This window comes from Micromonospora trifolii (assembly GCF_050516465.1).
GTDB classification, from domain to species: domain Bacteria; phylum Actinomycetota; class Actinomycetes; order Mycobacteriales; family Micromonosporaceae; genus Micromonospora; species Micromonospora trifolii.
Window position 1 is genome coordinate 6,870,669 of sequence record NZ_CP191526.1, and the last position, 21,225, is coordinate 6,891,893.

General features: G+C 71.6%; 19 protein-coding genes. 13 read left to right on the top strand and 6 right to left on the bottom strand.

Features of this window, described 5'->3' with window-relative positions; all coding sequences use genetic code 11:
* Nucleotides 1–205 precede the first annotated feature (205 nt).
* The 6 genes from ACQRWP_RS32095 (at nucleotide 206) to ACQRWP_RS32120 (ending at nucleotide 7,385) form a co-directional block, all read left to right on the top strand.
* Nucleotides 206–1,717 (top strand): ABC transporter ATP-binding protein, encoded by a 1,512-nt coding sequence (locus ACQRWP_RS32095; protein WP_430503356.1) that lies wholly within the window; start codon nucleotides 206–208, stop codon nucleotides 1,715–1,717.
* The gene (locus ACQRWP_RS32100; protein WP_430499914.1) at nucleotides 1,714–3,087 is read left to right on the top strand and encodes an ABC transporter permease; all 1,374 of its coding nucleotides are present in this window, start codon (nucleotides 1,714–1,716) and stop codon (nucleotides 3,085–3,087) included. The genes ACQRWP_RS32095 and ACQRWP_RS32100 overlap by 4 nt, the downstream gene beginning before the upstream one ends.
* Nucleotides 3,088–3,090: 3 nt before the next feature.
* A complete protein-coding gene (locus tag ACQRWP_RS32105; RefSeq protein WP_430499915.1) occupies nucleotides 3,091–4,371 on the top strand; it encodes an ABC transporter permease in 1,281 nt (426 codons plus the stop codon).
* Between the two features lie 88 nt (nucleotides 4,372–4,459).
* The gene (locus tag ACQRWP_RS32110; RefSeq protein ID WP_350861810.1) at nucleotides 4,460–5,164 is read left to right on the top strand and encodes a cytidine deaminase; all 705 of its coding nucleotides are present in this window, start codon (nucleotides 4,460–4,462) and stop codon (nucleotides 5,162–5,164) included.
* Between the two features lie 146 nt (nucleotides 5,165–5,310).
* A complete protein-coding gene (locus ACQRWP_RS32115) occupies nucleotides 5,311–6,594 on the top strand; it encodes a thymidine phosphorylase (RefSeq protein WP_430499916.1) in 1,284 nt (427 codons plus the stop codon).
* Nucleotides 6,595–6,704: 110 nt separating this feature from the next.
* Nucleotides 6,705–7,385: a DUF4272 domain-containing protein gene (locus tag ACQRWP_RS32120; RefSeq protein ID WP_112677367.1), complete on the top strand. Its 681-nt coding sequence runs from the start codon at nucleotides 6,705–6,707 to the stop codon at nucleotides 7,383–7,385.
* A gap of 2 nt (nucleotides 7,386–7,387) precedes the next feature.
* On the opposite strand, the gene ACQRWP_RS32125 is transcribed toward ACQRWP_RS32120, so the two are convergent.
* Together ACQRWP_RS32125 and ACQRWP_RS32130 are read right to left on the bottom strand one after the other, a co-directional pair.
* Nucleotides 7,388–8,266, bottom strand: a complete 879-nt coding sequence (locus ACQRWP_RS32125; RefSeq protein WP_430499917.1) for a putative RNA methyltransferase — start codon at nucleotides 8,264–8,266, stop codon at nucleotides 7,388–7,390.
* Between the two features lies 1 nt (nucleotide 8,267).
* Nucleotides 8,268–8,765: a MarR family winged helix-turn-helix transcriptional regulator gene (locus tag ACQRWP_RS32130; protein WP_430499918.1), complete on the bottom strand. Its 498-nt coding sequence runs from the start codon at nucleotides 8,763–8,765 to the stop codon at nucleotides 8,268–8,270.
* 57 nt (nucleotides 8,766–8,822) lie between these two features.
* Between ACQRWP_RS32130 and ACQRWP_RS32135 the strand changes: the two genes are divergently transcribed.
* Complete coding sequence (locus tag ACQRWP_RS32135) at nucleotides 8,823–9,290, top strand: PPOX class F420-dependent oxidoreductase (RefSeq protein ID WP_430499919.1); 468 nt, start codon at nucleotides 8,823–8,825, stop codon at nucleotides 9,288–9,290.
* Nucleotides 9,291–9,342: 52 nt separating this feature from the next.
* Nucleotides 9,343–10,416: an adenosine deaminase gene (locus ACQRWP_RS32140; RefSeq protein WP_430499920.1), complete on the top strand. Its 1,074-nt coding sequence runs from the start codon at nucleotides 9,343–9,345 to the stop codon at nucleotides 10,414–10,416.
* 2 nt (nucleotides 10,417–10,418) lie between these two features.
* On the opposite strand, the gene ACQRWP_RS32145 is transcribed toward ACQRWP_RS32140, so the two are convergent.
* Nucleotides 10,419–10,712: a hypothetical protein gene (locus ACQRWP_RS32145; protein WP_355493894.1), complete on the bottom strand. Its 294-nt coding sequence runs from the start codon at nucleotides 10,710–10,712 to the stop codon at nucleotides 10,419–10,421.
* Between the two features lie 502 nt (nucleotides 10,713–11,214).
* Between ACQRWP_RS32145 and ACQRWP_RS32150 the strand changes: the two genes are divergently transcribed.
* The 4 genes from ACQRWP_RS32150 to ACQRWP_RS32165 all read left to right on the top strand — a co-directional run bounded on the left by ACQRWP_RS32150 (nucleotide 11,215) and on the right by ACQRWP_RS32165 (nucleotide 16,334).
* Entirely contained in the window at nucleotides 11,215–14,865 is a 3,651-nt protein-coding gene (locus ACQRWP_RS32150; RefSeq protein WP_430499921.1) for a nitrate- and nitrite sensing domain-containing protein, read from the top strand.
* On the top strand, nucleotides 14,862–15,266 hold the full coding sequence (locus ACQRWP_RS32155; RefSeq protein ID WP_030329023.1) for a roadblock/LC7 domain-containing protein: 405 nt from the start codon (nucleotides 14,862–14,864) through the stop codon (nucleotides 15,264–15,266). Before ACQRWP_RS32150 ends, ACQRWP_RS32155 begins: the two co-directional genes overlap by 4 nt.
* Before the next feature lie 98 nt (nucleotides 15,267–15,364).
* The gene (locus tag ACQRWP_RS32160; RefSeq protein ID WP_124820399.1) at nucleotides 15,365–15,739 is read left to right on the top strand and encodes a DUF742 domain-containing protein; all 375 of its coding nucleotides are present in this window, start codon (nucleotides 15,365–15,367) and stop codon (nucleotides 15,737–15,739) included.
* A gap of 1 nt (nucleotide 15,740) precedes the next feature.
* The gene (locus tag ACQRWP_RS32165) at nucleotides 15,741–16,334 is read left to right on the top strand and encodes a GTP-binding protein (RefSeq protein ID WP_430499922.1); all 594 of its coding nucleotides are present in this window, start codon (nucleotides 15,741–15,743) and stop codon (nucleotides 16,332–16,334) included.
* Between the two features lie 255 nt (nucleotides 16,335–16,589).
* Here the strand turns inward: ACQRWP_RS32165 and ACQRWP_RS32170 are convergent, their stop codons facing one another.
* A complete protein-coding gene (locus tag ACQRWP_RS32170) occupies nucleotides 16,590–19,034 on the bottom strand; it encodes a transposase (protein WP_430503357.1) in 2,445 nt (814 codons plus the stop codon).
* 39 nt (nucleotides 19,035–19,073) lie between these two features.
* Nucleotides 19,074–20,024 (bottom strand): DNA primase, encoded by a 951-nt coding sequence (locus tag ACQRWP_RS32175; protein ID WP_430499923.1) that lies wholly within the window; start codon nucleotides 20,022–20,024, stop codon nucleotides 19,074–19,076.
* A 160-nt stretch (nucleotides 20,025–20,184) separates the two neighbouring features.
* Here ACQRWP_RS32175 and ACQRWP_RS32180 point away from each other — a divergent pair, with 160 nt between their 5' ends.
* Nucleotides 20,185–20,523, top strand: a complete 339-nt coding sequence (locus tag ACQRWP_RS32180; RefSeq protein WP_430499924.1) for a PadR family transcriptional regulator — start codon at nucleotides 20,185–20,187, stop codon at nucleotides 20,521–20,523.
* 21 nt (nucleotides 20,524–20,544) lie between these two features.
* Here the strand turns inward: ACQRWP_RS32180 and ACQRWP_RS32185 are convergent, their stop codons facing one another.
* Entirely contained in the window at nucleotides 20,545–21,219 is a 675-nt protein-coding gene (locus ACQRWP_RS32185; RefSeq protein ID WP_430499925.1) for a permease prefix domain 1-containing protein, read from the bottom strand.
* Nucleotides 21,220–21,225: the final 6 nt, after the last annotated feature.

The following is a 21,225-nucleotide window of genomic DNA, read 5'->3' on the forward strand; positions in this document are numbered from 1 at the left end:
GGACAGGTACGACCGATCGGCCGCTCCGGCTCTGCGGATACCCCGCGGGGTCGGAGCGGCCGATCGCGCACCACGGCGGCCGGTCCGGTCCGGTCGGTTCCACGGCAGCTAGGCTGCACCATCGCTCGCACTCCAGGAGGTTGCGCTGAGACTCGAACTGCGCGGCATCACCAAGCGGTTCGGTGATCTGGTCGCCAACGATCACATCGACCTGACGGTGGAGCCTGGAGAGATTCACGCCCTCCTCGGCGAGAACGGCGCGGGCAAGTCGACCCTGATGAACGTGCTCTACGGGCTCTACCAGCCCGACGAGGGCGAGATCCTGGTCGACGGCAAGCCGCTGAAGCTGAAGGGCCCCTCCGACGCGATCGGAGCCGGGATCGGCATGGTGCACCAGCACTTCATGCTGGTGCCGGTCTTCACCGTCGCCGAAAACATCATGCTCGGCGCCGAGCAGGTCCGGGGCGGCATCGCCGGCTTCCTGGACCGGCGTCGGGCCCGGCGCGAGGTCACCGAGGTGTCCGAGCGCTACAACCTGCGGGTCGACCCGGACGCGGTGATCGAGGACCTGCCGGTCGGCATCCAGCAACGAGTCGAGATCGTCAAAGCGCTCACCCGCGACGTCGACCTGCTCATCCTGGACGAGCCGACCGCGGTGCTCACTCCCCAGGAGACCGAGGAACTGCTGACGGTCATGCGGACGCTCAAGGCGGCCGGCAAGTCGATCGTCTTCATCACCCACAAGCTCGGCGAGGTCAAGGCCATCGCCGACCGGATCACGGTGATCCGACGCGGCAAGACCGTCGGCACCGCCTCGCCCGAGGCCAGCCGGGACGAACTGGCCGCGTTGATGGTCGGGCGCAACGTCCGGCTCACCGTGGACAAGACCCCGGCCACGCCGGGCGAGCCCGTGCTGGAGGTGGCCGGGCTCGTGGTCGACGACGACCGGCAGATCCGCGCGGTCGACGGTGTGGACCTGACCGTGCGCGCGGGTGAGGTGCTCGGCGTGGCGGGCGTACAGGGCAACGGTCAGACCGAGCTGATCGAGGCGGTCATGGGCCTGCGCCCGGTGCTCGCCGGCACGATCAGCCTGGCCGGCGACCGGATCGACGGCTGGAAGCCCAAGAAGGTGCTCCGGGCGGGCGTCGGCTACGTGCCCGAGGACCGCAGCGTGGACGGCCTGGTCAAGGAGTTCAGCGTCGCGGAGAACCTGGTGCTGGACATCTACGACCGACCGCCGTTCGGTGCCGGGCTCGCGCTGAAGCCGGACGCGATCGCCGCCTCGGCGAAGGAGCGGATCGAGCAGTTCGACGTCCGTACCTCATCGGCCGACGCGGCGGTGGGCACCCTCTCCGGCGGCAACCAGCAGAAGGTGATCGTGGCCCGGGAGCTGTCCCGGCCGCTGAAGCTCCTCATCGCCGCCCAGCCGACCCGTGGCGTCGACGTCGGGTCGATCGAGTTCATCCACAGTCAGATCATCCACGAACGGGACATCGGCACCGCCGTCATGGTGGTCTCCAGCGAACTCGACGAGGTGATCGGGTTGGCCGACCGGATCGCGGTGATGTACCGCGGTCGGATCATCGGCATCGTCGGCCCGGACACCCCGCGTGAGGAGATCGGTCTGCTGATGGCCGGCATCAGCCCGGACGCGGCCCACGACGCCACCGAGGGCCCGGCGAGCGCCGATGGTTCCGCGAGCGAGGACAAGGCATGACCAACCCCAACCCGCAGTCCGGCTCGCCGGACAAGGAGCCGGCGAGCGAGGCGCAGGCCGCGCAGAACGCTCTCGGCAACACCGAACGGGCCGAGGTGGCGACCGAGCCGGACCGCTCGGTGGCGAAGCCGGGCCCGGAGCCGGAGCCGAAGCCGAGCCTGGGCCGGTTGTTCCTGGACAACCTCTGGGCGGCCAACACCTTCACGGTGACGCTGCTGTCGTTGGTGCTGGCGATCGTTGTCGGCGCGGTGCTGATGATCATTTCTGATCCCGACGTGCTCGCCACCTACTCGTACATCACCTCGCGCCCGTCCGACGCGATCAACTCCAGTTGGACGCTCGTCAGCGAGGCGTACGCGAACCTGTTCAAGGGCTCGGTCTTCGACCCCGAGGCGTTCTCCGGCTGGTTGGACGGCGCCAACGGCTGGCAGGCAGTGCTCGCGCCGATCTCGGAGACGCTGACCTACGCGGCGCCGCTGGTCTTCACCGGTCTGTCGGTGGCGCTGGCCTTCCGTGGCGGCCTCTTCAACATCGGCGCCCAGGGCCAGGCCACCATCGGCGTGATCATGGCGGCGCTGGCCGGCTTCCTGCTGCCGCTGCCGCCCGGCCTGCACCTGCTGGTGGCGGTGCTGGCCGGCGCGCTGGGTGGAGCGATCTGGGGTTTCATCCCCGGCATCCTCAAGGCCCGTGCCGGCGCGCACGAGGTGATCAACACGATCATGCTCAACTACGTCGCCACGTACTTCCTCACCTGGCTGATCGTGCAGAACGGCGTGCAGGACCCGAACCGTACCGACGCGATCAGCAAGGCGGTGGACAACTCCGCCCAGCTGCCCCGACTGCTCGGCGACAACCTGCGGGTGCACGCCGGCATCCTGCTCGCCGTGCTGGCCACCTGGGCGGTCGCCTGGCTGCTCAACCGCTCGACGCTCGGCTTCGAGCTGCGCGCGGTCGGCGCCAACCCGGACGCCGCCCGGACCGCCGGCATCAGCGTCACCCGGACGTACATCCTGATCATGGTCTTCGCCGGGATCCTGGCCGGCCTCGGCGGTTCGAACATGGTGCTCGGCTCCACCGCCAGCGCGCTGACTCCGCTGGTGGTCGCGCAGATCGGCTTCGACGGCATCCTGGTGGCGCTGCTCGGGCGGGTGAAGCCCTGGGGGGTGCTGCTGGCCGCGCTGCTGTTCGGTGCGCTTCAGGCCGGTGGTAACCGGATGCAGTCGTACTCCGGGATCTCGCTGGAGCTGGTGACAGTGCTCCAGGCGCTGATCGTCATCTTCATCGCCGCACCGGCCCTGGTGAAGGCGATCTTCCAGCTCCGGGCCGCGCGCGCCGCCCGGTTGCAGACGAGCCTGGCGAAGGGCTGGTAACTCATGTCCACCATGGCTGTCCCCGACATCGCGGTCGCCCCGGTCGACGAGGGCTTCTGGACCCGCAGCCGGAAGGTCGGTCTCACGCTGCTGGGGCTCGGCCTGCTGTCCGCGGTGCTCTTCGGCGCGCTCGCCACCGACCAGCAGGCCCGGTTCACACTCAGCGACGACGCGGCCGGTGCCGCGTTGGAGATCAACGGAACGATCGGGGCGATCCTGTTCGGGATCATCACGATCGCCGCCGGCGCGGCGCTGCTCGCCGGGGTGCCGAAGCGGTGGTTCCTTCCCGTGCTCGGCGTCGGGCTGGTCGCCTTCGTGCTGTCGTTCCTCTGCTGGCAGGTCTCCGCCGCGCCGGCCGGGCAGAACTTCATGCCGCTGGTCAACATCATCCGGGGCACGTTCATCCTGGCCCTGCCGCTGATCTTCGGCGCGCTCGCCGGGGTGCTCTGCGAGCGGTCCGGCGTGGTCAACGTGGCCATCGAGGGCCAACTGCTGATGGGCGCGTTCAGCGGTGCCCTGTTCGGCAGCATCTCCGGCAGCGTCTGGGTGGGCCTGGTCGCCGCCGCCATCGGCGGCGCGTTCATCTCGCTGCTGCTGGCCGTCTTCGCCATCCGCTACCTGGTCGACCAGGTCGTCATGGGCATCGTGCTGAACCTGCTGGCCGTCGGCGTCACCGGCTTCCTCTACGAGCGGCTGATGCAGACCGACGCCGCGAAGTACAACAGCGCGCCCCGCTTCAGCAACTGGGAGATCCCGCTGCTGAAGGACATCCCGGTGCTCGGGCCGGCGTTGTTCCGCGGCAACATCTTCCTCTACCTCGGGCTGCTCCTGGTGCTGGTGATCCACATCGGGCTGTTCCGCACCCGGTGGGGGCTGCGGACCCGCTCGGTCGGTGAGCACCCGATCGCCGCCGACACGCTCGGTGTCAAGGTGCTGCGGGTCCGCTACCGCAACGTGCTGCTGGCCGGCGTGGTCGCCGGCATCGGCGGGGCGTCCTACACGCTGGCGCTCTACTCGTTCACCAAGAACATGATCGGCGGTAAGGGCTTCATCGCCCTGGCCGCGCTGATCTTCGGCCGGTGGAACCCGACCGGCGCGCTGCTCGCCGCGCTCTTCTTCGGCTTCGCCGACCAGCTCGCCACCTACCTGGGGGCCATCAACAGCGTCATCCCCAGCCAGTTCCTGGCCATGCTGCCGTACCTGGCGACCATCCTGGCCGTCGCCGGGCTGGTCGGCCGGGTCCGGGCACCGGCCGCCGACGGCAAGCCGTACATCAAGGGTTGACCGATCACCGCAGTCCGCTGCGCTGGCAGGGGCCGGGGACCCGGCCCCTGCCCGCTTCTGACCTGGGTTACTTCGGCAGAATGATGGCATGACCGACATTGACTGGGCGCAGTTGCGCGCCGCCGCCACCGACGCGATGCGGCACGCGTACGCGCCGTACTCGACGTTCCCGGTCGGCGCGGCCGCGCTGGTCGACGACGGCCGGGTGGTGGTCGGCTGCAACGTGGAGAACGCCGCGTACGGGGTGACGCTCTGCGCCGAGTGCGGGGTCGTGTCCAGCCTGCACGCCACCGGCGGCGGTCGGCTCGTTGCGCTCTCCTGCGTCGACGCGACCGGCGAGCCGTTGATGCCGTGCGGCCGCTGCCGCCAGCTGCTCTGGGAGCACGGCGGGCCGGAGTGCCTGATCGAGAGCAAGACCCGGCCACTGCGGATGGCCGAGCTGCTGCCGCACGCCTTCGGCGTGGAGGACCTGGAGGCCGTCACCGGGGAGACGCCGGTGCCGGTGGTCCCGGAGCGGCTCGCTGCCTGGCGCGGGCGCGGCACCGTCTTCGTGCACCCGGACATGTCCGCCGGTCAGCAGGTCTGGACGGCGTACTGGGAGCGGTCGGCCGGCGACGACGCCGGCGCCGAGACCGGGGTGCTGGAGGAGGCGCCGAGCTGGGACGACCCGGCCGAGGCGATCACCTGGGGCCTGGCCCGGACGCCCCGGGTGGTCGTGGTGGACGCCACCGGCACGATCTTCTGGGCCGGTGAGGGTGAGCCGCCAGCGGAGATCCCCGTGCGCTGGTCTTGACTGTGGTTGCTGTTTGGGGGCGGGGCCGGCCGTGCCCGGCTCCGGGCGGTCAGGCTTGATCCCTCCGCCGGGCACGGTCGGCCCCGCCCCCGTCGTGGTAACCGGCCGTGCGTCGGTGCCGCCATTCGACTAGGAAAGATCTTCTGATGAGTTCTGGGTTTGCTGCTGTTGACGTTATTCGGGTGAAGCGGGATGGGGGTGTGCTGTCGGACGCGCAGATCGACTGGGTGGTCGACGCGTACACCCGGGGGGTTGTCGCCGACGAGCAGATGTCCGCGCTGGCGATGGCGATCCTGCTCAACGGCATGACCGGCCCGGAGATCGCCCGGTGGACCGCCGCGATGATCGCCAGCGGTGAGCGGTTGGACCTGTCGGCGGTACGCCGGCCGACTGTCGACAAGCACTCCACCGGCGGCGTCGGCGACAAGATCACTCTGCCGCTCACCCCGCTGGTGGCCGCGTGTGGCGCGGCCGTACCGCAGCTGAGCGGGCGGGGTCTCGGGCACACCGGCGGCACGCTGGACAAGTTGGAGTCCATCCCGGGCTGGCGGGCCACGGTGAGCAACGACGAGTTCATCGCCCAGCTGGACGAGGTCGGTGCGGTGATCTGCGCGGCCGGTGCCGGGCTCGCCCCCGCCGACCGCAAGCTGTACGCGTTGCGCGACGTGACCGGCACCGTCGAGGCGATCCCGCTGATCGCCAGCTCGATCATGAGTAAGAAGATCGCCGAGGGCACCGGGGCGCTCGTCCTCGACGTGAAGGTCGGCTCGGGCGCCTTCATGAAGTCCGTCGACCAGGCCCGCGAGTTGGCGCGCACCATGGTCGAGCTGGGCGGTGCGCACGGGGTGCGGACGGTCGCCCTGCTCACCGACATGTCCACCCCGCTCGGCCTGGCGATCGGCAACGCGGTCGAGGTGACCGAGTCGGTCGAGGTGCTGGCCGGTGGTGGACCGGCCGACGTGGTGGAGCTGACCCTCGCACTGGCCCGGGAGATGCTCGACGCCGCCGGTCTGCCGGACGCCGATCCGGCGGCGGCGCTGCGTGACGGCCGGGCCATGGACTCCTGGCGGGCGATGATCCGGGCGCAGGGCGGCGACCCGGACGCGCCGATGCCAGCGGCCGCCGAGGTGGAGGTGGTCCGCGCCGAGCGGGACGGGTACGTCGCGGCCGTCGACGCGTACGCCATGGGGGTTGCGGCGTGGCGGCTCGGCGCGGGTCGGGCGCGCAAGGAGGACCCGGTCAGCGTTCCGGCCGGTGTGGTGTTGCACAAGCGGCCGGGTGACGAGGTGCGGGCCGGTGACCCGCTCTACGAGCTGCGTGCCGACGACGTGACGCGGATTCCGGCCGCGCTGACCGAGGCCGCCAACGCGGTGCGGATCGCGTCGACGGCCCCGGCGGCGACGTCGTTGGTCATCGAACGCATCGGCTGATCGATCCGGCGTCGCCCTGGCGTGGTGCCGGTCACCTGGGAGCGCTATTGTCCCAGGCCAAGGGGGGACAACCGGCCTTGCGCCGGCGCGAGCAGACAGGAAGATCCGCCGTGACCGTTGCTGCCCCCGACCCACGTGAGGTGCGCGAGGCGAGCCTGGACGAGCTGTCCCGGCTCGGCCTGCCGTTGCCGCCGGCCCAGTTTCCCCTCGTCTGGGAGCCGGGTGACCAGATCGATCTGCGCCCGACCGTGGAGATCGAGGCGCGGATCGCGGTGCTGCACCTGATCCTGGCCCGCTGTTTCGGGATGCCCCCGCAGGCGGCGATGAGCTGGCTGCTCGGCTCGCACCTGGTCGACATGGTCACCCCGCCGGAGTGGCAGTTCGTGATGGGCGGCAAGGGCGACCACCGGTCGTTCGTGCTGCACCACGACGCGCTCTTCGCGCTGGCCTGGGTGCTCGGGCTGAGCAAGCAGCTCGACCCGACGCTGGCCGTCGACGAGCGGCTGGTCGAGCGGCTGCCGCACATCGCCGAGGGGGAGACCTTCCCGCACTGGCGCTCCCGGATCCTCACCGCGCCGCAGCACCCGGCCGACGCGGCCGCCCTGCTGGATCTGCACTACTGCCTGGACTGGGCGTACCTGGAGACCGAGCGCGGCGGCCGGCGTGCGCCGGGCCTGGTCGACGCGAACGCGATCGGGCAGCGGCGTTGGGCGCTGGAGTGGGCGGTGATCCTGCGCGGGCCGTACCACGACGAGCCGCCCGGCTGGGAAGAGGTCGACCTCTCCACCTGAGGTCAGCGAGGTCGCAGGACGTCGAGCCGGACCGCCACGGTGACCCGGACCGGTTCGGGCAGCGCGGCCAGCCGGGCGGCGAGCGCGGCCGGGTCGGTGTGCCAGGCGCTGGGGCCCATTCCGACCAGGGTGGCGACCTCCGGCTGGGTCAACGCCAGCTCCGCCCGGTGCACGGCCGAGCTGACCGGCGTGAAGTGCCCGCCCAGGCTGCCGGCCACCCGGTCGGCCTTGTCCGGGTCCACCCGCAGCAGGTCGAGGGCGTCCACCAACTCGGCGAGGTGGTCGGTGTCGGGCGTGACCACCAGCAACGTGCCGGCCGGGTCGAGCACCCGGTGGAACTCCGGGCCGTTGCGCGGGGCGAAGACGTTCAGCAGCACGGCGGTCGAGGCGTCGGCGAGCGGCAGTCGCTGCCAGGTGTCGGCGAGCGCGGCGGCGGCCCGGGGATGCGCGCGGGCCGCGCGGCGCAGCGCCGGCTTGGACACGTCCAGGGCCAGACCCACGGCGTCCGGCAACGCCGCCAGCACCGCGCCGAGGTATCGGCCGGTGCCGGCGCCGGCATCCACCACCAGGGGGTACGCCTCGAAGTCGGGCGTCGGCGTCGCGCGGAGCCGACCGACGGCTTCCGTCGCGGCGTCGGAGAGGGCGGCCGAGATGAGGTCGTAGTGGCCGGCGGCGAGGAAGTCCGCCCGGGCGGCCACCATCTCGGCGCTGTCGCCGACGTGCGGGGCGCGCCCGGCGAGGAGGTTGACGTACCCCTGCCGGGCGATGTCGAAGCTGTGCCGGCGCGGGCAGCGCAGCGCACTGGTGGTGCCGGCGGTCGCCTCGGCCAGCGGCTCGCCGCAGACCGGGCAGCGGAGTCGGTCCAGGATGCGGGGGTCCACGTCAGGCCTCCGCTGCGGGCTGCGGCCGGGTGGCCCGAGGGCCCGGTTCGGCGAGGTTTTCGACCACCCGGTGGGTGAGCGCGCCGAGGGCGTCGACCTCCGCGGGGGTGAGCAGGTCGATCAGGTGCCGGCGGACGGCGGCCACGTGACCGGGTGCGGCGGACTCGATGGCCTGCCGGCCCGCCGGGGTGAGCACGACGATCGAGCCGCGGGCATCGTCGGCGCACTCCTCGCGGGTCACCAGGCCACGCTGCTGCATGCGGCTCAGGTGGTGGGAGAGCCGGCTACGTGACCACAGCATCCTGTCCGCCAGCTCGCTGAGGCGCAGGCGCCCCTGGGGTGTCTCGGAGAGGTCGGACAGCACGTCGTAGTCCGGCTCGGAGAGGCCGGCGTCCTGGGTCAGCTCCCGGGCCAGCTCCAGGTCGAGCAGTCGACGCATCCTGCGGTAGCCGCGCCAGGCGCGGTCCTCCCGTTCGTCCAGCCACCGGGGTGCGTCCATGCGGCGAGTCTAGCGCTTTCGTTGACATGTCATCGATTTGCCTCTAGCTTCGATGACATGTCAACCAATTCCCGCCAGGGTGATCCGACCGGCCGCCGCGCGGATGCCGGTGTGAGCGACCGACTGTGGGAGCTGTTCGGTCAGCGAGGGCGCGGCGTGCTGGTCACCCTGCGCCGGGACGGGCGGCCCCAGCTGTCCAACCTCGACTACCTGGCCGAGCCGGGGTTGATCCGCTGCTCCACCACCGGGAATCGGGCGAAGGTGCGCAACCTGCGCCGCGATCCCCGGGCCAGCTTCCACGTGACCACGCCGGACGGCGGCGCGTACGCGGTCGCCGAGGGGACCGTGACGCTCACCGAGCCGGCCGTGGCCACCACCGACGAGACGGTCGACGAGCTGGTCGAGGTCTACCGCCGGATTCGCGGCGACCACCCGGACTGGGCGGACTACCGCGCCGCAATGGTTGCCGACGGGAGGCTCGTGATCCGCCTCGACGTACACCGGGTGTACGGCTGGCGGCCATGACGCCCGGCCGGTCCCGTACCGGTCCGCCCAGGCCGCTGACTAGGGTCTGAGCATGGTCGCAACTATCCGGTACGAGGACATCGTCAAGGTCCCGAAGGCGCTGCTGCACGACCACCTCGACGGCGGGCTGCGGCCGGCGACGATCGTCGACCTGGCCGCCGAGGTGGGCCACGAACTGCCCACCACCGACCCGGAGGCGCTCGGACGCTGGTTCGCGGACGCGGCGGACTCCGGTTCCCTGGAGCGCTACCTCGAGACGTTCGCACACACCGTGGCGGTCATGCAGACCGCGCCCGCGCTGCGTCGGGTGGCCCGCGAGTGCGCCCTGGACCTGGCCGCCGACGGAGTGGTCTACGCCGAGGTGCGCTTCGCCCCGGAGCAGCACCTGGAACGGGACCTCAGCCTGGACGAGGTGGTCGAGGCGGTGCTGGTCGGGTTCGCCGAGGGCACCGCCCAGGCGGTCGAGGCGGGCCTGACCATCCGGGTGGGCACCCTGCTCACCGCGATGCGGCACGCCGCCCGCTCCCAGGAGATCGCCGAGCTGGCCGTGCGGCACCGGGACGCCGGGGTGGTCGGCTTCGACATCGCCGGCGCCGAGGCGGGCTTTCCGCCCACCCGGCACCTGGACGCCTTCGAATACCTCCAGCGGGAGAACTTCCACTTCACCATCCACGCCGGCGAGGCGTTCGGTCTGCCGTCGATCTGGCAGGCGATCCAGTGGTGCGGCGCGGACCGGCTCGGCCACGGGGTGCGGATCGTCGACGACATCGCCCCCGACGGCTCGCTCGGCAGGTTGGCCGCGTACGTCCGGGACAAGCGGATCCCCCTGGAGCTGTGCCCGTCGTCGAACGTGCAGACCGGCGCGGTGGCCTCGATCGCGGACCACCCGATCGGCCTGCTGCGGGACCTGCGCTTCCGGGCCACCGTCAACACCGACAACCGGCTGATGAGCGGCACCTCGATGTCGCGGGAGATGTCGCTGCTGGTGGAGACGTTCGGCTACGGGTGGAAAGAGTTGCAGTGGTTCACCATCAACGCGATGAAGAGCGCCTTCATCCCGTTCGACGAGCGGCTGCGGATCATCGATGACGTGATCAAGCCGGCGTACGCGAAGTTGCTGGCCTGAGCTCAGCCATGTGGGTGGCCGGCGAGCAGCCCGGCCACCCGGCGCAGCACCTCCCGAGCCCGGGCCGCCTCCGCGCCGAGCCCCATCTGCCGACGCAGCACCGCGGGCTCGGCCCGCAGCAGCGCCACCCCGCGCCGAATCAGCACCCGAGGCGCCTTGCGCTGCTCGGACAGGTCACGGGCGAGCCGGCGCACGAAGGTGGCCCCGCGCGGACGGCGCAGCGCGTACGCCCCGGCGAGCAGGCCACGGCGACGGCACTCCTCGACGATCTCGGCGGCGAAGATCCCTTCGGCCACGAAAAGTGGCGATCCGGCGACATCAAATGGCCGGGTGGCTACCCGTCGATCTGCGCCGATCGCATAAACCGGCACATCGGCTCGGCCCTCGCGGGCAAGTTGGGCAATGATTTCCACCGCACTGAGGGCGTCCCAGGAGTGCGGCGATTCCCAATCCACCTGGCCGTTTCGTCTCGGCAACGTAGGGTCATCGCCGTCTTTGTAGAAGTCGTCCAAGCAAAGCACCGGCAAGCCGGTTTGCTGCGCTATGTACGACTTTCCGGACCCTGATGGGCCGGCCAGTAGGACAACTCGGTGCGGATGTTCCATTACCTTCAGTTACTCCGGCCAGACAGACTGCTATCAAATCGCATCAACATCTCATCACACCTTCGGTTGGGGACAACCTGGGCTTTCTTCTTGTCGACCGGCGTGATGGAATCTCGGGGGTCCGACCCGCCGGGTCGGTCGCTGGGCGTTGCCCGGGGCAACGCGTTCAAGCTGTAATCGCGAGGGCGGTGACGTGAGCAAACGGCCAAAGACGGCGGGCTCCTTCCTGTCGCGGCTGCGCCGGCCGGCCAGCCGGCTCCGGGACATGCCGATCTGGTCCAAGCTCGGTCTCATCATGATCGTGCCGACCATCGCCACGGTCGTGGTGGGCACCAGTGGTCTTGTCGACCACGTGGAGACGCTCAACAATGCCAACCGAGCTGGCGACCTGGCCAACCTGTCGAGCTATTCAGGTGACCTGGTCGACACCCTCCAGGACGAGCGGACCGCCGCCGTGCTGCTGCTGGGTGCGGACGGGACGCAGCCGACGGCGCAGTACCAGGAGGCCTACAACCGGGTGAACTCCCGGGTGGACCAGGCAGCGGCGCCCTACCGGCAGCAGCGGACCGAGATCGAGGACCTGCCGAGCAGCCTGGAGAGTCTGCTCGATGGCATCGACCAGAACCTTCAGGACCTGTCGGGCGTCCGCAGCCAGGTGTTCAACGGGAAGCTCGCGCTCACCGAGACCGTGCAGGCGTACGAGGGTCTGATCAGTGACCTGCTCGCCATCCGCGACTCCTCCACCCAGCTCGCCGGTGACAACCAGCTGAGCGACCGGATGCGCGCCGCCGCGGCTGTCGCCCGGGAGAAGGAGTTCCTCGCCGTACGCCGGGTCGTGGTGCACCGCGCGCTGGGCGTGAAGGGCGGGCAACGCCTGACCCCGGCACTGCGCAGGGACTACGTCGCCAGTGACACCGGCCAGCAGCAGGCCCTGCAGAGCTTCAAGGCCGTCGCCACTCCCGACGACGCGAAGTTCCACGACCAGACGGTCGCGGGCGGCGACCGCCGGCAGGCACAGAACTACACCGGTTGGATCGACGGCAACACCACCGGCAACATGCGCGGTGCGCCGTTCGGCCCGGACCAGTGGGAAGCCGCCATGACGGCCAACGCCAAGCTGATCCGCACCGTCGAGACGAAGCTCGACGGCGAAGTGGTCAACCAGGCCGACACGCTCCGCTCGGACGTCCAGCGCCAGGTCTTCCTGGAGACCGGCCTGCTGCTCAGCATGCTGCTGCTGGCCATCCTCTTCGCCTACCTGGTGGCCCGCTCGATGGCCCGCTCACTGCGTGAGCTGCGGCAGGGCGCGCTCTCCGTGGCCCAGTACGGCCTGCCACAGGCGGTGGCCCGACTGCGCGACCCGCAAGTCGTCGGGCAGCTCTCGCCGGTGCAGCTGGCCAACCAGATCGCCGAACCGCTTCCGGTGCGCAGCAAGGACGAGTTCGGCCAGGTGACCGAGGCGTTCAACGCCGTCCACCTGGAGGCCGTCCGTACGGCCGCCGAGCAGGCGGCACTGCGTGCCTCCGTCGCGACCATGTTCGTCAACCTGGCCCGCCGTTCCCAGATCCTGGTCGACCGCCTCATCGGGCACCTCGACCGGCTGGAGCGCGGCGAAGAGGACCCGGACCGGCTGGCCGAGCTGTTCCAGCTCGACCACCTGGCCACCCGGATGCGCCGTAACGACGAGAACCTGCTGGTGCTCGCCGGTGCCGACTCCACCCGTGTGCAGCGTGAGCCGGCCGCTCTCATCGACGTGCTGCGCGCCGCGCAGTCCGAGGTCGAGCACTACACCCGGATCGAGTTCGGTGTCATCGACCGCGACATCGAGGTCGCCGCGCACGCGGTCAACGACCTGGTGCACCTCGTCGCGGAGCTGTTCGACAACGCCACCGCGTTCTCCCCGCCCGACTCGCAGGTCATGGTCGAGGCACGCCGGGTCGGCGACCGCTCCTCGCTGTACGTCGAGGACCGCGGCATCGGCATCAGCGCCGAGCAGTTGCACGACCTGAACGAGCGGCTCGCGACGCCGCCGCAGGTGGACGTGGCCGTGTCCCGGATGATGGGCCTGGTCGTGGTCGCCCGGCTGGCGTCCCGGCACGGTGTCCGGGTCGAACTGCGCCCCGGCAACGAACGCGGCACGGTCGCCGACGTGACCCTGCCCACCTCGGTGCTGGTGCCCCGGGCGCTGTCCGGTCGGGTGCAGCAGCCCCCGGCGCTGCCGGCGGCCGGTGCTCCCCAGTTCGGTGGTCCGCAGTCCGGTGGGCCCGCGCCGGTGTTCGGCGCGCTGCCCGCGCTGGGCAACGGCCCTCGCCCGAGCGAGTCCGGCAACCAGGTCACCCTGGGCGGTCGCCCGTTCGACCCCGCGACGCGCAACGGTGCCGGTACCCCCGCCAACGGCGGCGCATACCGGTCGATGCCGGCCTGGTCCGATCTGACCGGCGCGGCCGGGACGAACGGCGTCAACGGCGGCGACGGGTTCACCCCCCGGTCGGCCAACGGCCCGGGGATCGACCCGCTGCCGCAGCGCCGGGCCGGGGACGAGACCCCGACCACCGGCCAGCAGCCGTCCATCCCGCGTCAGCTGCCGAGCAGCCCCGAGGCGCACCCGTACTCGGCGCCGCCGGTCTCCGCGCAGCCCTACTCCGGCGCGCCGGTCTCCGCCTCGCCGGCCTCCGGCCAGCCGTACTCCGGGCAGCCGTACTCCGGGCAGCCCTACTCGGGTGCGCCGTACGGCGGCGCGCCGGTGTCCGCCGCCCCAGCCTCCGGGCAGCCGTACGCCGGTCCGCCGGTGTCCGCGTCGCCGGTCTCGGCCTCGCCGGCGTCCGGTCAGCCGTACTCGAACCAGCCGTACTCGGCGCCGCCGGCCTCCAGCCAGTCGTTCAGCGGCTTCGCGCCACGATCCGCCCCGCCCGCGCAGGCGCCCAGCGCCCCGGCGCCGCCGGCCTGGCCGCCAGTGCCGGGTAGCGAGCGGGACACGGCCACCCCGCCGGTGCCCGAGCGGCTCGCCGCCGCGCTGGACATGACCACGGAGCTGCCGCGGGTGCCGCGACCGGGCGAGCAGCCGGCCGCAGCCCAGCCTCCGGCTCCCGCCCCGACCCAGGCCGCAGCGCCGGCCCCGGCTCCGCAGGCTCGGCCGGCTTCGCAGGCTCGGCCGGCGCCGCAGCAGCCGCAGGCGCAGAACCGTCAGCGGTACGCGGATGAGACGATGGAGCTGCCGATCTTCCGGGAGCTCGAGTCGGCCTGGTTCCGTACCCGTCGCCCGGGCTCCGAGGAGACCGCGGCCGGCGCGCAGCCAGCGACGAACGGCGACTCCGCGACCCAGCAGTTCGCCACGGTCGAGGCCACCGGTCGGGCAGTCCACAAGACACCACCCGGGACGACAGGTAACACACCGATGGCAGACACTCCGACGGTTGGAGGAGCGCCGCGGGACAACGGCTCCACAGCGAGCGAGGGCACCCGCCCCAGCCTCGCCGAGAGCCTGCCGAACCGCCGGCCCCAACCGCAGAGCAACGGCTGGCAGACCGCCGCCGACGACGGCTGGCGTGCTGCCTCCGCGGCGGCTGGCGCGACGCCGGTGAGCGAGACCACCACGACCGGTCTGCCGAAGCGCAAGCCGATGGCGCAGCTGGTGCCCGGTGCGGTAGAGAAGCCCACCACCTCGGTCCAGCGGCGCTCCCCGGAGGCGGTTCGTGGCCTGCTCTCCGCCTACCACCGGGGCGTGCAGCGAGGGCGTAGCACCTCGGACAACCCGACCAGCCCGGAGGCGACTCCGGGAGGGCAATCCTCGCAGTCTGGCTCAGGCCCGGTGGCCGGGAGCGGGCAGAAGGAGCAAGAAGGATGACAACTACGCAGGATCTTGGTTGGCTGCTGGCCAACTTCGCCGACCGGGTGCCCGGCGTCGCGCATGCGGTCGCCGTATCGGCGGACGGCCTACTCCTCGCGTCGTCACGGGATCTGCCGCGCGACCGGGCAGACCAGCTCGCCGCGATCTCATCGGGTCTGGTCAGCCTGACCCAGGGGGCAGCACGCTGCTTCGAGGGAGGCGCGGTGTTGCAGACCGTCGTGGAGATGGACAATGGCTTCCTGTTCCTGATGTCCATCTCGGACGGCTCGTCCTTCGCCGTGCTGGCAGCCCGCAGCTCCGACGTGGGCCAGGTTGGCTACGAGATGGCGCTGCTGGTCGACCGGGTGGGCGACGCGCTGACCCCGCAGCCGCGTGCGGCTGCGGGCATGCTGGGCTGACGTTTCGCCGATCGTGGGGTCGGCGCGACTGCAACAACGACAACGACGGGTTTCACCGGTGGGAGCCGGTAACGGGTGCGAAGGAGGTGAGCGGCGAGATGGCCGATCGTGACGAACCAACCGGAGCGTTGGTCCGTCCATACGCCGTGACCCGTGGTCGCACCCGTCCTCGGCTCGACATCGCGCTGGAGGCGCTCGTCGAGACGACGGTGCGCGGCCGGACCGCTGCCAATGGCAACGGTGGCGGCCGCGAACACCAGTACATCGCCGCGCTGTGTGACGGACGCGTGCAATCGCTCGCAGAGATCGCGGCGCGGATGCAGCTCCCGCTCGGTGTGGCCCGGGTGCTCATCGCCGACATGGCGACGGACGGCCTGGTCGCGGTCCACGAGCCGACCATTTTGGACGACTCCGACGACGCGGTGGGCACTGAACTGCTGGAGAGGGTGCTGAGTGGACTTCGCAGGCTCTGACATGTCGCACCGCCCGCCGAACCCGAGCGGCCGCGTGACGTCGGCGAAGATCGTTATTGCCGGTGGATTCGGCGTCGGTAAGACGACGCTGGTCGGCTCGGTCTCGGAGATCACGCCGCTGACCACCGAGGCCATCATGACCTCCGCTGGCGTGGGCGTCGACGACACCCGGCAGGTGCCGGGCAGGACGACGACCACGGTGGCCATGGACTTCGGCCGGATCTCGATCGACCGTGACCTGATCCTGTACCTGTTCGGTACGCCGGGTCAGACCCGTTTCTGGTTCATGTGGGACGAACTGGTGCGGGGTGCGATCGGTGCGGTCGTGCTGGTGGATACTCGCCGGCTGGCCGACTGCTTCGCGGCGATCGACTTCTTCGAGCACCGACGCCTGCCGTACCTGGTGGCGATCAACTGCTTCGACGGGATGCAGTACCACGACCCGCAGGACGTTCGGGACGCCTTGGCGATCTCGAGCGACGTGCCGGTGGTGGCCTGCGACGCCCGTAACCGGGAGTCGACGAAGCACGTGCTGATCTCGCTGGTCGAGTACGTGCTGACCATGCGCCGTACGCGCGCTGTCGCCCCGGCCTGATCCGGGACGCTGCACGCCCCGGTGGTGGCTCCGGCCGCCACCGGGCGTAGCACCATGCCCGCTGCGCCGCCGTGCGCCAGCGCGTCCGATACGCCGCCTCCTGGACGATCGTGGAAGCTGCCGGCCCTGCAACCCTGAGGGCCGTGGTTCTTCGCCGATCGTCGAGGAGGCGGCGTCGTCGTGTCCGGGGTTCTCCGGCATACGTGAGAGCGCCCTCAGTCAGCTGACTGAGGGCGCTCTCACGTAGCACAAGGATCAGGACTGGTAGCCCGCCGAGCGGTACTCGTACTCCCGGTCGTCGTCGCGGTCCCCGTGGTCGCGGCTGAAGTCCCAGCCGCCGGCCGCCTCACGACCGGGCCGACCACCCACCGCGAAACCGCCGATCTCCTGGCCGCGACGCCAGCCACGGAAGTAGCCGGTCGTGTTCTCCGCGAGGCTTGCCGCATCACGCACTATCCGCAATGGGCGCTCCTCGCGCAGCGGCGAACCCGGCACCAGGTTGGCCTGCGGCACGCGCTTCGGCAGCCCGGCGTTGGTCTCGGCGCCCACCGCCGGGCGGGCGGCCTGCTCCGCGGCCTGCCAGCCGGTGTCAGCCGTGGTCGACCAGTCCAGGTCGGACTCCTCAGGCTGCCCGACGAACCAGGCCGACTTGGCCTGGGCGAAGATCAGCAGATCGCCGTCGCCCTCGTCGGCGACCGGCGGCGGCCGGTGCTCCATCGGTGGTGGCCGGTGCTCGACCGGGGGCGCCGGCCGATGCTCGACGGCACGCTCGGTGCGGGCAGCCGCCCTTCCGTTGCGAGCGGCCTGCTCGCGGTCGACCAGGCGCAGCGGTGGTGTCTCCAGGTGCTGGTCCGCAGGAGGGTTGAGCCCTTCGCGTAGCGCCCGGTCGGCCAGCGGCGGCGGCTCCACCAGCCGCAGCATCGGCGGCTCCGGTGGCAGGTCGTCCGCCAACCAAGGCGGGGTGACCCGACCGTCGGCCCGGCCCGGGTCGGTCGGGGCGTCGACACCGCGGCTGCCGCCGTACGAGTAGGCCACCGGGTTGTTCGGTGAGCTGTCGGACGGGTCCTCCGGGTTGTTGACCAGCGGCCAGTTGGCACGAGAGCCGGGCGGTGCGGCCTCCTGCCCGGGTCGGGGGGTCGGCACCGGAATGCTGAGATCGGTGGCGCTGAACCCGCCGGTGGGTGGCTCGTCGACCGGGCGTTGCAGGTGGCTCGGCCGGGGCTCGCCGTTGGTCTTGGGGCGGGGCGGAATGACCGTCCGCTGACGTTCGGCCCGCGCGTTGTTGATCGCGGCAGTGGTCAGCGTCGGCCGGAACGGCTCGCCGGCCTCGGCCGGAGGCACCATGCCGCGCTGTGCCGGCGCGATCGGGGTGATCCCGGGCGGTGGAGGCGGCGGCGAGGAGACGGGCCGGTTGGTCGGGCCGTCGATCCGGCTGGGGAGCGGTTCGCTGCGACTGGGCAGCGTGGAGGCCGGCGGACCAGCCATCGCCGCCGGCGTCATCGGCGCGGGTGCGACCGGTGGCGGCGTGACCGGCGCCGGGGCGACCGGCGGTGGCCCGAGCGGGCGGGGCGACGCCAATGGCGCGTTACCGGGGATCGGCTCGGGACGGCTGCGCCGCCCGAGGGCGGGTGCCGGGTCGGCGGCCGGCGGGGCGGGTCGGACCGACCGCAACCCGGCGTTGGTGCCGGCGAGGCCGGCCATCCCGGCGTTGGTGCCGGCCAGGCCGGTCAGCTCGCCGACGGACTCGCCACGGCGGGCCGCGGCCCGGCGGCCGGGTGCCTGGGCAGGCGTGCTGACCCGTGAGCTGAGCGCGCTGACCAGCGCCTCGCACCCGGCGTCGCAGGCCCGTACGGAGGCGACGGCCTGGCGGACCGTCTCGGCCACCGCGGACGTGAGCGCCCGGTTGACCGCAGCCCGTCGGGGTGTCTCGGAGATGGCGACCCGCAGGGCGGTGACCGCCTCGTTGATCTCCTCGGCGTCGGCGACCCCGTCCGCTGCGAGGTGCGCGGCGATGGCATCCGCCGCGACCGAGACCTCGCGGCCTCGGGCCACCGTGCCGCCGAGCATGCCCGGCTCGGGCAGCGCGTCCAGCACGGCCAGAGAGACCGGCTCGGCCGGGTCCGGGTAGGCGCGCAGGGCCGCCGGGTAGAGCTCCCGCAGAACCTCGCGGAGCGCCACGGCGGCGGAGTGTCGCCCGCTGGCCAGAGCGGCGTGCGCGGAGAGCACCTGCTTGTACCCGGCGAGGTCCCGGGGTGCCGGCAGGGTGACGGCGGAGAGCGCCCCCGCCTGCAACGCGCGGGCGAGACCGACCGCCCGCCGTTCGGCCGGAGGCGACTGCATCTCCTCAAGGGAGTCGTCGTCGGCGAACCGCTCGGCGAAGTCGTCCACCGAGTCGTCGTCGGCGATCGCCAGGGGTCGCCCCGCCGCGCTCAGCAGCGAGGTGACCGTGTGGTCGTCGCTGTCGGCGGCGATGGCCGCACCGCTCGGCCCGCCCGACCGCTCCACGAGCAGCGCGACGAGCTGGGCGTAGCCAGCGGCGTCATCGCTGATCTCGCAGACATGCAGCAGACGGCCTGCGTCGTCGACCACAGCGGACGTCAGCGTCGAACCGGCGGAGGCCGGTCGGTCAGCCGGATCCGCCGAGGCCAGACCGCAGTAAACGCGCACGAGCGCCACGGCGTCGTCCTCCTCCCGGGACAGGTCTTTCCTCTGCCAGCAACTGATGCTCCCCGGTACGGGTCAGTCGCGCCAGTCCACCACCGCAGAGATCTTGCCGACAATGGTGCGCCAACCCAAACTTGCGGTCTGCGCCCCGATCTTCTTCAGCCGTCGCCGACCCATGAACGCGCCGATCCCACCGTTGGCGGTGGCACGCAGCGCCTCGTCCAGGTCGTCGAGGCTGGAGCCGGCGGAGAGCATGTCGAGTACCGCAGGCAGCCGCAATGCGTACGAGAGGTCACGCGCAGCCTCGCCCGCCTCGATCAGCAGGGTCGAATCCCACGTGTCGTGCCCGCCGCGCAGGTTCTCCACGACCAGGTCGAGCTCGTAGGTGTCCTCGTCGAGCGGAGCGATATCTGCCGGCTCCACCCGTTCGGACAATTCATTCCAGCTGTCCAGTTGGGACAGATCGTTGGGCGCACCGGATCGGATGAAACTGACAAGCGACTCGGGGGTCTTGAACAGCAGCAGCTTGCCTCGGTTGCTGAGGAAGACCGGCACCTCCTCGTCGTCCGCCTCGTCCGCCTCGTCCGTGACGGCCTCGTCCGACTCGTCGTCGGTGGCGGCGCCGTCCCGGCGGCGCTTCGACTCGTCGTCGTCCTCGGCGAACTCCTGGGCCAGCTCCTCGTCGAGGATGACGACGGTCTCGTCGTCCTCCTCCTCCTCGATCGCCTGGCGGCGGGCGAGGAACGGGTCGTCCTGGTCGCGCTCGGTCACGTCGGTCGGGGTCAGCGAGCTGGCCGGTCGGTACGCCCGGAGCGTGAAGCCGGTGCCGGCGGGCAGGGCGATCTCCACTGGGTCGATGCGCAGCTCGTCCCAGAGTGAACGGTCGATCGACGCCGACGGGAGGTCGGTCTCGGTCTCGTCTGGCTCGGCCGCGCCGGTGGTGTCGTCGAGCTCGGGCTCGTCGGCGTCGGGCCGTTGGGGCGACTGGCGGGCCACGCTGACCTCCGTGTGCTTCGGGTTGCCCACCCACCGGGGTCTCTGACCGGCGAGTGACTCTGGGCACATACCCTAGTCGGCGGCCCTGGGTGACCGATGCCCGCACCCCGGTGGCCGGTTGGCGCACGGGTCCGACCTGCTGGTCGTCACCGCTGGCGAAGCGGCGCTTCGACAAGTAGCGTAGCTACGTATGAAGGCCCAGGCGCTGCACGGCCATCTCGACGCTCTGCTGCTCGCCGTGCTCGAACAGGGCGCGCTGCACGGCTACGCGATCATCGAGGCGCTGCGCGCCCGCAGTGACGGCAATCTGGATCTGCCCACCGGCACCATCTATCCGGCGCTCCGTCGCCTGGAACGCGCCGGTAATGTGGCGAGCACCTGGAGCACGGTCAGCGGCCGGGAACGGCGGACGTACCAGCTCACCGACTCCGGCCGGCGGGCACTGGCCGGGGAGCGGGCCGGTTGGCGCGAGTTCCAACTGACCGTCGGCCGGTTCCTCGATCCCGGCAGCCCGCCCACCCCGGCCTGATCCGCTCGGATCCGCTGCCGATCAGCGGGTGGTGGCCAGCAGCCAGCCGCGCGCCGCGCGGGTCAGCGAGAAGTATCCGACGCCCACCAACACCGCCCCGATGATCATCGGGGGCCAGTGCAACGCCGCGTCCCAGAGGTTCAGCGACCAGGTGAAGAGGGCGCTGCCGGCCACTATGCCGAGGATCAGGACGCCGGTCAGGCCGGTGCCAACCGCACGCTGGGCCAGAGCCAGGCCCGGCCGGGGCGCCCGCGCGCTCGCCCAGACCACCAGCAGACCGGCCACCGAGAGCAGCAACGCGCTCATCCAGATCCAGTCGACCGAGTTGGAGAGCAGCAGGTAGCCGGCCGGGGGACGTGGGCCGCCACTCCAGCTCGACCCCCGCCAGGTCAGATCACCGGCGACCACCCCCACCCCGGCGATCGCCAGCATTCGCAGCGAGAGCCCACGCAGGGCGCCCACCGCCAGCTCGGCCTGCCAGGACGGAAGCACCTGCGCCGGTGAGCCGAACTCCACCACCGCCCGGCGCTGCGCCTCGGTGGGTGGCACCCCGCTCTCGCGGTACGCCTCGACGGCGTCCAGCAACCCGTGCCGGGCCTCGGTCAGCAGGTCGGACTTGAGACGCGCCGGCCCCTGCAACCGAGCGGCCAGCTCCCGCAGGTGCTCGTCGACCATCACGTCCTCACCGCGCGCCATGGCACC